The 11,927-nt window shown below is 70.7% G+C and carries 11 protein-coding genes; 6 read left to right on the top strand and 5 right to left on the bottom strand.

What is annotated here, in order from left to right:
* The first annotated feature begins 34 nt into the window (after positions 1 to 34).
* Both ACH4DZ_RS25655 and ACH4DZ_RS25650 read left to right on the top strand, forming a co-directional pair.
* Entirely contained in the window at positions 35 to 274 is a 240-nt protein-coding gene (locus ACH4DZ_RS25655; protein WP_398289662.1) for a helix-turn-helix transcriptional regulator, read from the top strand.
* 76 nt (positions 275 to 350) lie between these two features.
* Entirely contained in the window at positions 351 to 1,586 is a 1,236-nt protein-coding gene (locus tag ACH4DZ_RS25650; protein ID WP_398289661.1) for a tyrosine-type recombinase/integrase, read from the top strand.
* Positions 1,587 to 1,664: 78 nt separating this feature from the next.
* Here ACH4DZ_RS25650 and ACH4DZ_RS25645 read toward each other — a convergent pair whose 3' ends face one another.
* Positions 1,665 to 2,426 (bottom strand): phosphoglyceromutase, encoded by a 762-nt coding sequence (locus ACH4DZ_RS25645; protein ID WP_210881181.1) that lies wholly within the window; start codon positions 2,424 to 2,426, stop codon positions 1,665 to 1,667.
* Between the two features lie 336 nt (positions 2,427 to 2,762).
* Between ACH4DZ_RS25645 and ACH4DZ_RS25640 the strand changes: the two genes are divergently transcribed.
* A complete protein-coding gene (locus tag ACH4DZ_RS25640) occupies positions 2,763 to 4,040 on the top strand; it encodes an MDR family MFS transporter (RefSeq protein WP_398289660.1) in 1,278 nt (425 codons plus the stop codon).
* Between the two features lie 33 nt (positions 4,041 to 4,073).
* On the opposite strand, the gene ACH4DZ_RS25635 is transcribed toward ACH4DZ_RS25640, so the two are convergent.
* Positions 4,074 to 4,553, bottom strand: coding sequence for a DUF2000 family protein (locus ACH4DZ_RS25635; protein WP_398289659.1), 480 nt, complete (start codon positions 4,551 to 4,553; stop codon positions 4,074 to 4,076).
* A gap of 49 nt (positions 4,554 to 4,602) precedes the next feature.
* Between ACH4DZ_RS25635 and ACH4DZ_RS25630 the strand changes: the two genes are divergently transcribed.
* Positions 4,603 to 5,400, top strand: coding sequence for an AraC family transcriptional regulator (locus ACH4DZ_RS25630; RefSeq protein WP_398289658.1), 798 nt, complete (start codon positions 4,603 to 4,605; stop codon positions 5,398 to 5,400).
* Here ACH4DZ_RS25630 and ACH4DZ_RS25625 read toward each other — a convergent pair.
* The 3 genes from ACH4DZ_RS25625 to mshA all read right to left on the bottom strand — a co-directional run bounded on the left by ACH4DZ_RS25625 (position 5,379) and on the right by mshA (position 9,159).
* Positions 5,379 to 7,163, bottom strand: coding sequence for a glycosyl hydrolase family 28-related protein (locus ACH4DZ_RS25625; RefSeq protein WP_398289657.1), 1,785 nt, complete (start codon positions 7,161 to 7,163; stop codon positions 5,379 to 5,381). The two genes, ACH4DZ_RS25630 and ACH4DZ_RS25625, sit on opposite strands and share 22 nt — an antisense overlap.
* Before the next feature lie 156 nt (positions 7,164 to 7,319).
* Positions 7,320 to 7,829 (bottom strand): YbjN domain-containing protein, encoded by a 510-nt coding sequence (locus ACH4DZ_RS25620; RefSeq protein WP_398289656.1) that lies wholly within the window; start codon positions 7,827 to 7,829, stop codon positions 7,320 to 7,322.
* On the bottom strand, positions 7,822 to 9,159 hold the full coding sequence (mshA, locus tag ACH4DZ_RS25615) for a D-inositol-3-phosphate glycosyltransferase (RefSeq protein WP_398289655.1): 1,338 nt from the start codon (positions 9,157 to 9,159) through the stop codon (positions 7,822 to 7,824). The genes ACH4DZ_RS25620 and mshA overlap by 8 nt, the downstream gene beginning before the upstream one ends.
* A 438-nt stretch (positions 9,160 to 9,597) precedes the next feature.
* Here mshA and ACH4DZ_RS25610 point away from each other — a divergent pair, with 438 nt between their 5' ends.
* On the top strand, positions 9,598 to 10,383 hold the full coding sequence (locus ACH4DZ_RS25610) for a class I SAM-dependent methyltransferase (protein WP_398289998.1): 786 nt from the start codon (positions 9,598 to 9,600) through the stop codon (positions 10,381 to 10,383).
* Between the two features lie 277 nt (positions 10,384 to 10,660).
* The gene (locus ACH4DZ_RS25605) at positions 10,661 to 11,764 is read left to right on the top strand and encodes an NlpC/P60 family protein (protein ID WP_398289654.1); all 1,104 of its coding nucleotides are present in this window, start codon (positions 10,661 to 10,663) and stop codon (positions 11,762 to 11,764) included.
* Positions 11,765 to 11,927 lie beyond the last annotated feature (163 nt).

The following is an 11,927-nucleotide window of genomic DNA, read 5'->3' as shown; positions in this document are numbered from 1 at the left end:
GGTCAGACCCCCGCCCGCGCACGGAGGACACGCCATGAGCACCGCACGTGAACCGTCAGACCCGCGCGCCACCCTCCGCGCCGGACTGCCGGACCGCTACCTCACCCCCGACGACATCGCCGAGATCTTCGAAGTGCCGACGGAAACCGTCTATCAGTGGCGCCGGAAGCGCACCGGCCCGCCCGGGTTCCGCATCGGCAAGTACGTCCGCTACGACCCCGCCGACGTGCGCGCCTACGTCGACCAGCGCAAGGCGCTGGACACCGCCGCCTAGCCGAACACTCAGCCACAGCAGGGAGAGCCGCTCAGGCGGCTCTCCCTGCTGCATGTCGAGAGAGGACTACTGCCAGATGGCAGGGAGCATCCAAGACCGCTGGTTCAAGACCACCACTGACGCCAACGGCAAGACCGTGCGCGTCAAGACCGACCGCCACGGCTCAGGCATGCGCTACCGGGCCCGGTACTTCACGCCCGACGGACAGCGCAAGGGCAAGTCCTTCCCTGACGGACAGAAGCGTCTCGCTGAACAGTGGTTGAGCAGCATCACGGCGGACGTGGCCCGTGGTGACTTCATCGACCCGAACGCGTCGCGTACGACGTTCCAGGAGTTCGCTGAGCAGTGGCTTGCGAGCCAGAGCGGCGACCCGAACACCCAGGCGTCGATGAAGTCTCAACTCACGTTGCACGCGTTTCCGCGCATCGGGTCCCGGCAGCTCGGGTCATTCCAGCCCAGCCACATGCGCGAGTTCGTGACACAACTCGAAGCGTCCGGCATGTCCGGTGCGTACGCCCGCGTCATCTTCTCCAACGTCCGCGCCGTGCTCTCAGCGGCCGTGGAAGACGGGTGCCTGCGCCGGAACCCCTGCCACTCGCGCACGGTGACGCTGCCCGCGATGGGCGCGCGCCGTGTCGTTCCGTGGGAACCGGAACGCGTCTTTGCCATGCGTGCCGCCATGGTTGAACGCTTCCGACCCATGGTCGATGTGGGCGCCGGATGCGGTATGCGGCAAGGCGAAATCCTCGGTCTGTCCGTCGATGACGTGGACTTCGAGAACGGCACCGTGCACGTGGTGCAGCAACTGAAGCTGAGCCTGAGCAAGGCTGTGTTCGCGCCCCCGAAGGGCGGCAAGCTCCGTGATGTGCCGCTGCCCGATCCCGTGGCGGACGCGCTCAAAGAGCACATAGAGCGCTTCCCGCCGGTAGAGATCACGCTGCCGTGGATGCGTGGCAACGGTCAACCGGTGACCAAGCGGCTCATCTTCACGGGCCCCAACGGGGGACACGTCTGGCGCACGTCGCTGAATGAGGACCACTGGAAGCCCGCCCTGGCGAAGGCCGGAGTCATCCCGAAGGCCAAGAGCCGCGAGCACGCTGCCGCTCGCGAGCACGGCATGCACGCCCTACGGCACTTCTACGCGTCCGTGCTCCTGGACGCCGGGGAGAGCATCAAGGCCCTTGCCGAGTACCTCGGGCACTCCGATCCGGGCCTGACCTTGAAGGTGTACGCGCACCTCATGCCGAGCAGCCGGGACCGGGCCCGCAAGGCTCTCGGCCATGCTCTCCGCCCACACGGGTCGGAGAGCTGAGGGCCCAGAGTGGTCCCAGGCCGTGAAAATGCCTCCCATCCGCGCCGTATGCGCAGGTGGGAGGCATGATCACAAAGACTACTTCTTCTTGCCCTGGTTCTTCACAGCCTCGATCGCCGCCGCCGCAGCGGCCGGGTCCAGGTAGGTGCCGCCCGGGGTCACCGGCTTGAAGGACGCGTCCAGTTCGTATGCGAGCGGGATACCCGTCGGGATGTTCAGGCCCGCGATGTCCGCGTCCGAGACGCCGTCGAGGTGCTTGACGAGGGCTCGGAGCGAGTTGCCGTGGGCGGCGACCAGGACCGTGCGGCCGGCCAGGAGGTCCGGGACGATGCCGTCGTACCAGTACGGGAGCATGCGGACGACGACGTCCTTCAGGCACTCCGTGCGCGGGCGCAGCTCCGGCGGGATCGTCGCGTAGCGCGGGTCGTCCGACTGCGAGAACTCCGTGCCGTCCTCAAGCGGGGGCGGCGGCGTGTCGTACGAGCGGCGCCACAGCATGAACTGCTCCTCGCCGAACTCCGCGAGGGTCTGCGCCTTGTCCTTGCCCTGCAGCGCGCCGTAGTGGCGCTCGTTCAGGCGCCAGCTGCGGTGGACCGGGATCCAGTGGCGGTCCGCCGATTCGAGCGAGAGCTGCGCCGTGCGGATGGCGCGCTTCTGGAGGGAGGTGTGGACGACGTCGGGCAGCAGGCCGGCGTCCTTGAGCAGCTCACCGCCGCGTACTGCCTCCTTCTCGCCCTTCTCGTTGAGGTTGACGTCCACCCAGCCGGTGAACAGGTTCTTCGCGTTCCATTCGCTCTCGCCGTGGCGGAGGAGGATCAGCTTGTACGGTGCGTCGGCCATGGCCCCGAGCGTAATCGAAGCCCCCGACAGCCCGCTCGGCCGCCCGCCCGCAAGGCCGCTAGGCCGCCCGCCCCTCGGCCGCCCGCAACGCCGTTAGGCCTCCCGCCCCTCGGCCGCCCGCAACGCCGTTAGGCCTCCCGCCCCCTCGGCCGCCCGGAGGACGGACACCCGTCGGCCGCCTCCCCCGCCCGCGCCCCGCCCCCGCCCCCGACACTTGACGACTTCTGTTAATCGAGTGGCCGCCGCCCGACCCGGCCTCGTAACTTGTGCCTGCCGTATGCACCACTTACATGAGCCGCGCTCGTCAGAAGCGCTCAGCAGACCTGGGGGTCCCCGATGCCGTTCACGTCCCTGAGCGTGAGACGTGTCGCCCGCGAGACCCTCTCCGGGCTCCCCCGCGAGTTCTGGTGGCTGTGGACCAGCACTCTCGTGAACCGGCTCGGCGCCTTCGTCGCCACCTTCATGGCCCTGTACCTCACGCTCGACCGCGGCTACTCCGCCTCGTACGCCGGACTCGTCGCCTCGCTCCACGGGCTCGGCGGAGTGATCTCCTCGCTCGGCGCCGGCGTGATGACGGACCGGCTCGGGCGGCGGCCCACGCTGCTCATCGCCCAGTCGTCCACCGCCGTCTCCGTCGCGCTGCTCGGCTTCATGCACGACCCGGTGTCCATCGCGGCCGTCGCCTTCCTCGTCGGCATGGCCAGCAACGCCTCCCGCCCCGCCGTACAGGCGATGATGGGCGACATCGTCAGGCCCGAGGACCGCGTACGGGCCTTCTCGCTCAACTACTGGGCGATCAACCTGGGCTTCGCCGTCTCGTCCGCGGCGGCCGGGTTCATCGCGGAGGCCAGTTACCTCGCCGGCTTCCTCATCGAGGCCGGGATGACGATGGTCTGCGCGGTCGTCGTCTTCGTGAAGCTGCCCGAGTCGCGGCCCGCACCGACGGCCAGGACAGCCGGCGAGCCCGAAGTCGGTCTGGGGACGGTTCTGCGCGACGGGCGTTTCATGAGCGTCGTCGGGCTGTCCTTCCTCGTCGCGCTCATCTTCCAGCAGGGGTTCGTGGGCCTTCCGGTGGCGATGGGCGCGGCGGGCTTCACACCCGCCGACTACGGCCTGGTGATCGCGGTCAACGGCGTCCTCATCGTCGTGCTCCAGCTCCCCGTCACCCGTTTCATCCAGCACCGGGACCCGAAGCGGCTCCTCGTCGTGTCGTCGCTCCTCGCCGGGTACGGGTTCGGGCTCACCGCCTTCGCGGGCTCGGTCGGCGTCTTCGCGCTCACGATCTGCGTCTGGACCCTCGCCGAGATCGTCAACGCGCCCACGCAGACCGGCCTCGTCGTGCGCCTCTCCCCCACCCACGGCCGCGGCCGGTACCAGGGCATGTACACGATGTCCTGGTCCGTCGCCGCCCTCGTCGCGCCCCTGATGGCCGGTGTCGTCATCGACCGCTTCGGGGCGGCGTGGCTGTGGGGCGTGTGCGCGGCCGTCGGCACGGTGGCCGGGCTGGGGTACGGGCTGCTCATGCGCAAGCTTCCGGACGAGGAGCCCGCCAACGACCTGCCCCGCCCTCTGCCCCTGCCCACCACCGAGAAGCCCGAGGTCAGCGCCGGCTAGCACCCCACAGCGGCCCACGGCGCCCCGTACGCCTCAGTGGTGCATCCGCGCCCCCTTCACCACCTTGTCCACCGCATTGCGCGGGCCGTACACCGCGAGGCCGACCAGATCGAGGTCCGCGGTCGGTACGGCCCGTACCGCCGCCCGGTTGTCGCGGTCGTTGCCCGTGGTGAACAGGTCCGCGGTGAACAGCGCGCGGGGCAGGGCGCGGGACAGGGCCTTGCCGTGGGCCGCCTTCAGCGTCTCCTTCGTACCCTCGAAGACCAGTACCGGCTGGCGGAACATCGGCAGGTAACCGACGCCGTCCGCGTCCTCGTACGGCTCCCCGACCACCTCGGGGACCGCCGGGCCCAGGCCGCTGACCAGGAACGCGGTCACGTTCAGCCGCTGCCACGGCTCCAGGTCCTCCCGCAGCAGGACAGCGATCTTGGTGTCGAAACGGACGGGGGCCAGGGCGGGGGCCAAGGCGTTCCCAGGGCTCTCGGGGCGGCTCTCACTGCTCTCACTGCTCATGCTTCGAGACTGCCGGGCCGCGTACGTTCCCGTCTTGTACGTTGTTTGCATGGTGGTCCGGCGTGAGGTCTCCGCCTGGCGCCCCAGCGTGCCGGGTGTCGTGGAGGTCTTCCACGCCCACTTCACGGAGTACGCGTATCCGATGCACGTGCACGACGCGTGGACCCTGCTGCTCGTCGACGCGGGCGCCGTGCGCTACGACCTCGACCGGCACGAGCACGGCACCCCGGACGGCACGGTCTCGCTGCTTCCGCCGCACGTGCCGCACAACGGTTCGCCGATCACCGCGGACGGCTTCCGCAAGCGTGTCCTGTACCTGGACCTCAGCCGCCTCGACGAGACGTACATCGGACCGGCCGTGGACACCCCCGACTTCCTCGACCCCGTGCTGCGCCGGCGGGTCGGACAGCTGCACACGGCCCTCGCCCACCCCGGTGACGAACTGGAGGCGGAGAGCAGACTGACCCTGATCGGCGAGCGGCTGCGCGGCCATCTGCGGCCCGCGCTCGTCAGGGACGGCCGGGACGCCGACCACCCGCTCGCGCACCGGCTCCGCGAACTGCTCGACGAACGCCTCCTCCAGGGCGTCACCCTCCAGCAGGCCGCCGGGCTCGTGCACGCGCACCCCGCCCACCTGGTGCGGGCGTTCAGCGCCGCCTACGGGATACCGCCGCACCAGTACCTGATGTCACGCCGGGTGGAGCAGGCCCGCCGTCTGCTGCTGGCGGGCCGCGCACCCGGCGAGGTGGCCGCGGAGACCGGCTTCTACGACCAGTCGCATCTCAGCCGCCACTTCAAACGGCTGGTCGGAGTGGCGCCGGGCCGTTACCGCGACAGCTCGCGCTGAAGGTCATGCTGGGCGTCGTACAGGTTCCGGGGGCGTACGGCGTCCGTCGTCCCGTACAGCTCCAGGCGGGAGTGCGGCGGCCCGGTGAAGTCGGGGACGTCGGTCTGGTCGAACTCCGTCACCTCGTTGATGCCGACGGTCGCGCTGTACGGGGCCAGGCCGTCGATCCTCATCAGGCCGGCGCGGCCGTTGGTGACGCGGATGTTCCAGTGGGTGAAGCGGGCACCGAACAGGGGGCCCGCGCTCGCGTCCCCGCCGTGGCGTCCGTTGTTGACGACCGTGATGTCGGTACGCACGTTCGCGAAGGGCATCCCGCGGTGCGAGTCGAAGGTGCCCATGCGCATGTCACCACGCGACCAGACGTTGTACGAGGACAGCCCCTCCACGTTGATGCCGTGGAGCTGGGTGTCCGCGGGGGCGGGTGTCGTGCGTTCCTCGATGGTGAAGCGGTCGACGAGGTTGTCGTGCGAACCCTCGCGGCAGAAGTACGGGTGGTGCGAGCCGCGCCCCGCGACCCGGGTGTTCCGCAGGGTGCAGGCGGAGGCGGCGACCAGCCCGAAGCCGTTGTCCATGTGCCGTACGACGATGTCGTCGGCCCAGCAGTCGTACGCGCACTGGAAGGTGACGCCGTTGAACCCCTTGTCCAGCAGATGCGGGGACTGCGGGGTCTCGACGGCCTCCAGGGTGAGGCCCGCCACCCCGGATCCCGTCAGGGCCTTCACGTGGGTGGTCAGACGCGGGTCCCATTCCGGGCGTACGTCGAGCGGGAGGGGGCGTTCCAAGGTGACCCTTTCGCCCCGCACGCGCGCGACGCGCACGGGCCACTCGTACGGGACGTAGCTGGTCAATTTTGTCTTGTCGTCCCAGTAGTACGCCTCCGGGCCCGGGCCGTCGCCCGCCATGTGCTCCAGGAGGGTGTGGGAGGGGTCGTCGGCGAGGCGCAGGAGGACCAGGTCGCCGGGCGCGAGCCTGCCCGGGTCCGCCACGGTCACCGTCCAGGAGCCCCGGCGGGCCGGTTCGACCGTGGTCAGCGTCCGCCACTCGTCCCGCTTGTTGCCCGTCCAGCCCTCGAAGGGCCACTCCTTGGCCCGGATGGCGTCCGTCAGGGTGGTGAAGCGGTCCGTGGGGCACAGCCAGACGAGGCCGCCCGCCCAGGACCAGGACGACTTGTCACCGCCGTAACGCGACCCGTAGACACCGATCAGTTCGGTGAGGTTCCGGGTCGCGCGGAGTTTCGTACGGGTGCTGCCGGCGCCGCGCAGGACGACGTTCGAGTGGCCGATGTGGATCAGGCCGTCGAGGCGGTAGGTACCGGGCGGGATGAGTACCGTGCCACCGCCGGCCCTTCCGGCAGCGGCGATGGCACGGTTGATCGCGGGTGCGGAGTCGGCCGAGCCGTCCGGCGTGGCGCCGTGGGCGCGGACGTCGGCCACGACGGCGGCGCCGGGGCGGCGGGGGAAGTGCGCCGCCCCGGCACGTTGGCCCGCTCTGCCGATGTACGGGATCTGCGGGTGGGTGAAGGGGGTGCGGGCCAGCTCTCGCCAGATGCCCGGCACCTGTGCGGGACTCGGCCGCGAGGTCGCGACCTCTGTTGCGGTCGCGGACTCTGTTGCGGTTGCGGCCTCTGTTGCGGTTGCGGTTGCGGCCTCGGCCTCGGTCGCCGGTGCGCCCACCACGGCTACCGCCGCCACGGCCGTCGCGCGGCCCAGCAGGGCACGTCTGGTGAGGGCCCGTCGGGTGTTCTCCGCGCCACGGTCACTCATGCCCGAACCGCCTTCCAAGGATGGGATTCCATGGATGTGAACAACGTTCAGAGGTGCGTTGGCGGTGAGCATGACACGAGAGCCGCGCGGCGGAAAAGAGTCGTGCAGCGGTTGGTTGGTACGGACTATGCAGGCAGCTGGGTAGGGACCGTCGGCTCAGTCGGTCGGGCGCTGAGTCAGATGGCTGAACGCGTCCAGGTTGCGCGTGGACTCGCCGCGCGACACCCGCCAGGCGTACTCCTTGCGGATCGCGGACGCGAAACCGAGCTCCAGGAGGGTGTTGAAGCTGCCGTCGGCGGCCTCCAGGACCGAACCGAGCAGCCGGTCGACCTCGTCGGCGGTGACCGCGGCGAGCGGCAGCTTGCCCGCCACATAGATGTCACCGAGCGGGTCGACGGCGTACCCCACGCCGTAGAGCTTGAGGTTGCGCTCCAGGAGCCAGCGGTGCACCCCGGCCTCGTTCTCGTCCGGGTGCCGGACGACGAAGGCGTTCAGCGAGAGGGAGTGTCTGCCGACGATCAGCGAGACGGTCGTCGACAGCTTCCGGGTGCCGGGGAGCTTCACCACGAAGTGGCCGGACTCCGGGCTCTCCCACTCCAGTTCGGCGTCCTTGAGGAACTCCTCGACGGTCCCCGCCGCCCGCTCCACAGCCATCGTGTCAGCCATGGTGGGAGCGTACGTGACGGCGGTGCTCGTTCATCGCCGCCGTGTAGACGTCGGCCGTGGCCGCCGCCGCCGTGTCCCAGCCGAAGGATTGGGCGTGCCAGGCGGCTGCCGCGCCCATCCGGTCCGGGAGCGACCGGTTGTCGGCGAAATCGCGCAGCACGCGCGCGTAGTCGACGGGATCGTGGCCGGACACCAGAAAGCCCGTCTCCTTGTGGCGGACCGCGACCGGCAGGCCGCCCACCGCGGCGGCGAGCACCGGCGTACCGGCGGCCTGCGCCTCTATGGCGACGAGCCCGAACGACTCGCTGTAGGAGGGCATCACCAGGACGGACGCCGCCCGGAACCAGTCCGCGAGCTGCTCCTGGTCGACCGGCGGCCGGAAGCACACCACGTCGGCGATACCCAGCCTGGCGGCGAGTTTCTGCAGCCCCTCGGGTTTGGCGAGACCGCTGCCGCTCGGGCCGCCCACCACCGGGACGACGATGTTCGAGCGCAGGTCGGGGCGCTCCTCCAGGAGGACGGCGACCGCGCGCAGCAGCACGTCGGGCGCCTTCAGCGGCTGGATGCGGCCCGCGAAGAGCGGTATGAGGGCGTCCTGCGGGAGCCCGAGCCGCGCGCGGGCGGCGGCGCGTCCGTCGGCCGGGCGGAAACGGTCGAGGTTCACGCCCGGGTGGACGACCGCGACCTTGCCCTGCTCGGCCTCGTAGTGCCGTACGAGTTCGTCGGCCTCCTCCGCGGTGTTGGCGATGAGCCGGTCGGCGGCGCGGACGATCTGGGTCTCGCCGATGACACGGGCGGCGGGCTCGGGGGTGTCGTCCTCGGCCAGGGCGGCGTTCTTGACCTTCGCCATGGTGTGCATCGCGTGTACGAGGGGGGCGCCCCAGCGCTCGGCGGCCAGCCAGCCGACCTGTCCGGAGAGCCAGTAGTGCGAGTGCACGAGGTCGTAGTAACCGGGGCGGTGGCCGGCCCAGGCCTGCATCACCCCGTGCGTGAAGGCGCACAGCTGGGCGGGCAGGTCCTCCTTGGCGAGGCCTTCGTAGGGTCCGGCGTCGACGTGCCGGACCAGGACGCCGGGCGCCAGCTCCACCTTGGGCGGCAGGGCCCCGGTGGTCGCGCGCGTGAAGATCTCGACCTCGATGTTGATCGCGGCGAGGCGCTGGGCCAGCTCCACGATGTAGACGTTCATGCCGCCCGCGTCGCCCGTGCCCGGCTGGTGCAGCGGCGAGGTGTGCACGGAGAGCATCGCCACGCGGCGTGGCCTGCGGTGCAGACGAAGCCTCGTCGAGGCCGCCGGCGAGCGGCGCCCGAGCCTGCTCACGTACTGGCTCACGTGGCGTTCCTCCTTCTACGGACCGTGCTGCGGGCGGGCCTGTGGCGGGCGTAAAACGCCCTTCAAGTTTTGAACACAGGCGGACCCTGCTCCATTTCCTCTTTACCGAATCATTGCCGTGAGTCGCTCAACCGTTCGAGACGCTTCTGCGTACGGCCGCCCTGCGGTACGCCGGACGGGCCCGCCCACACCGGCCGCCTGTTGCATTCCGGCCCCCCGGCCCGCTCTCGCATTGCAGCCCGCTCGGCGTGCCGCACGTTGTGGCCCGTCCGGGCGGCTCGCGTATTTCAGTCCGTCCGGCGTTTGAGGACGAGGCCGTCCAGGCCGATGGCCGGGTTGCCGCCCGGGGGCGGCAACCCGCGAGGCCCCCACCGACCCGGAGTTCCCACAAGCGCGCCGCTTACCCTTGACCCCATGAACGCCCGCGCAGCGAAACCCGTGGGGACGGTGACGCGCGGGACCACCAACCCGAACCGCCTCCGCCGCATGGACCGCTGGATCGCGGCCACCCACGGCGCCGAACTGCGCCGCGCCGCCGACCCCGTGGCGGTCGACCTCGGGTACGGCGCGGCCCCCTGGACCGCGGTCGAGCTGCTCCAGCGCCTCCGTACCGCCGCTCCACGCGCGCGCGTGGTGGGTGTCGAGATCGACCCGGCCCGGGTCGCCGCCGCGAAGCCGTACGAACGCGACGGCCTCCGGTTCCGGCACGGCGGCTTCGAGGTCCCGCTGCCCGTACGGCCGACGCTGATCCGCGCGGCGAACGTCCTGCGGCAGTACGAGGAGGCCGAGGTCGCCGCGGTGTGGGCCAGGCTGTGCGCACGCCTGGCACCGGCGGACGCCGACTCGCGGGGCGGGCTCCTCGTCGAGGGCACGTGCGACGAGATCGGCCGTCGGCACGTGTGGATCGCGCTCGGCCCCGAGGGCCCGCGGACCGTCACGTTCGCCACCCGCCTCGGCTCCCTGGACCGCCCCTCCGACCTGGCCGAACGCCTCCCCAAGGCCCTCATCCACCGCAATGTCCCGGGTGAGCCGGTGCACGCCTTCCTGCGCGACTTCGACCGCGCGTGGGCATCGGCCGCGCCGTACGCCTCGTACGGCGCCCGGCAGCGCTGGATCCGGGCGGTCCGCGATCTGACGGCCGACTGGCCGGTCGTGGACGGGGTGGCGCGTTGGCGGCAGGGCGAAGTGACCGTGCGGTGGGAGGCGTTGACACCGGGCGCGTAGGGACGGGACACCCTCCGACTCCGTCCGGCAGGTCTCCACCAGGCACCCGACAGGCGCCCGGCAGCCTTCCGACGTGGCGGGAACGATCTCGGTGAGTCATTCGTCACATTGGCGGGGAACGCGAAGGACGTCACCACCGAGTGGGCAGTGAGGGGTGGGGAAGGGGCGGAAGGGAAGCGGGAGTTCTTGCCCGCCTCTGTCGTATTCCGCGCCGACATGGCACGATCCCCGGGGCGTTCCTAAGTTACTGACGGTAAATCAGTTTGGGGGTCGGTTCATGGGGACCGGTGTGCGGAGCGTGACCACTACAGCCATGGCCCTGGCCTGCGCTGCAGTCATTCTGGCCGCGCCGGGGGTGGCCTACGCGGCCCCGACGCCTACACCCACCCCGACGCCGACCCGGACCCCGGTCCCGAGTCCGACGCCGACTTCGACGCCCGTCAGCACAGCGGACCTTGAGGCGGTCCGCGTGAAGCTGGAGGGGCTGTACCACGACGCAGCGGTCGCCACGGACGCGTACAACCTCGCCGAGGAGCGGACCGAGAAGCAGTCCACGCAGATCGTCGGGCTCGCCCGCGAGATCGTCGAGGGCAAGACCCGGCTGGTCGAGCTGAAGAAGCGCGTGGGCGCCGCCGCCCGTGCCCAGTACCGCGTCGGCGGGCTGCCGGACGAGGCCCATCTGATGCTCAGCGACGATCCGCAGGCCTTCCTGGACGGCGCGGGCCGGATTCGTCAGGGCGCACAGGCGACCAAGGGCCTGCTCGCCGAGATGCGCCGCACCCAGGAGGACTTGGAGCAGTACGCGCGCGACGCGACGGCCCAGTGGACCAAGCTTGAGGCCAACCGCGAGGCGAAGGCCGAGGCCAAGAAGAAGGTCAAGAAGCAGGTCGCCGCCGCCGAGAAGCTTGAGTCCCAGCTGGAGAAGGACGAGAAGGCGCGCCTGGCGAAGCTGGAGCAACAGGCCGCGCACGAGGCGCAGACGACCTGGCTGGACTCCGGCATCCTCGACGGGATCAGCGGCAATGCCTCCGCACAGGGCAAGAAGGCCGTGGAGTACGCGACGGCACAGATCGGCAAGCCGTACGAGTGGGGCGCCGAGGGGCCGAAGACCTTCGACTGCTCCGGACTCACCTCCCAGGCGTGGGCTGCCGCCGGACAGGCCATCCCCCGCACCTCGCAGGAGCAGTGGAAGCAGCTCGACCGCGTCGCCGTCGAGGCCATGCGCCCCGGCGACCTCATCATCTACAACTCCGACGCCAGCCACGTCGCGATGTACATCGGCGACGGCGCGATGATCCACGCACCGCGCCCCGGTCGTACGGTGACGATCGCGGGGGCGGGCTCGATGCCGATACTCGGAGTGGTCCGCCCCGGCCGGTGAGTCCGCCCCGGGGCGCGCGTCCCGCCCGACGCGCCGCCCGACCGCGGACACGCCGTACGCCACCTCGGTGCACCCGATGTCCCATGGAGCAGCACTTGTCGCTTCTGTTCGGCGCTTGTCGCTTCTGTTCGGTGCGGCGCTTACCGCTCCTGAGCCGCGCGCT

The organism is Streptomyces sp. NPDC017991, from assembly GCF_044328075.1.
Lineage (GTDB): Bacteria > Actinomycetota > Actinomycetes > Streptomycetales > Streptomycetaceae > Streptomyces.
This window is presented reverse-complemented; position numbering and strand designations above follow the sequence as displayed.

Excerpts from the sequence above, each read along its gene's own strand:
- ACH4DZ_RS25655 (WP_398289662.1), top strand. The coding sequence starts at position 35 with ATGAGCACCGCACGTGAACCGTCAGACCCGCGCGCCACCCTCCGCGCC.
- ACH4DZ_RS25650 (WP_398289661.1), top strand. The coding sequence starts at position 351 with ATGGCAGGGAGCATCCAAGACCGCTGGTTCAAGACCACCACTGACGCC.
- ACH4DZ_RS25645 (WP_210881181.1), bottom strand. The coding sequence starts at position 2,426 with ATGGCCGACGCACCGTACAAGCTGATCCTCCTCCGCCACGGCGAGAGC.
- ACH4DZ_RS25640 (WP_398289660.1), top strand. The coding sequence starts at position 2,763 with ATGCCGTTCACGTCCCTGAGCGTGAGACGTGTCGCCCGCGAGACCCTC.
- ACH4DZ_RS25635 (WP_398289659.1), bottom strand. The coding sequence starts at position 4,553 with ATGAGCAGTGAGAGCAGTGAGAGCCGCCCCGAGAGCCCTGGGAACGCC.
- ACH4DZ_RS25630 (WP_398289658.1), top strand. The coding sequence starts at position 4,603 with ATGGTGGTCCGGCGTGAGGTCTCCGCCTGGCGCCCCAGCGTGCCGGGT.
- ACH4DZ_RS25625 (WP_398289657.1), bottom strand. The coding sequence starts at position 7,163 with ATGAGTGACCGTGGCGCGGAGAACACCCGACGGGCCCTCACCAGACGT.
- ACH4DZ_RS25620 (WP_398289656.1), bottom strand. The coding sequence starts at position 7,829 with ATGGCTGACACGATGGCTGTGGAGCGGGCGGCGGGGACCGTCGAGGAG.
- ACH4DZ_RS25605 (WP_398289654.1), top strand. The coding sequence starts at position 10,661 with ATGGGGACCGGTGTGCGGAGCGTGACCACTACAGCCATGGCCCTGGCC.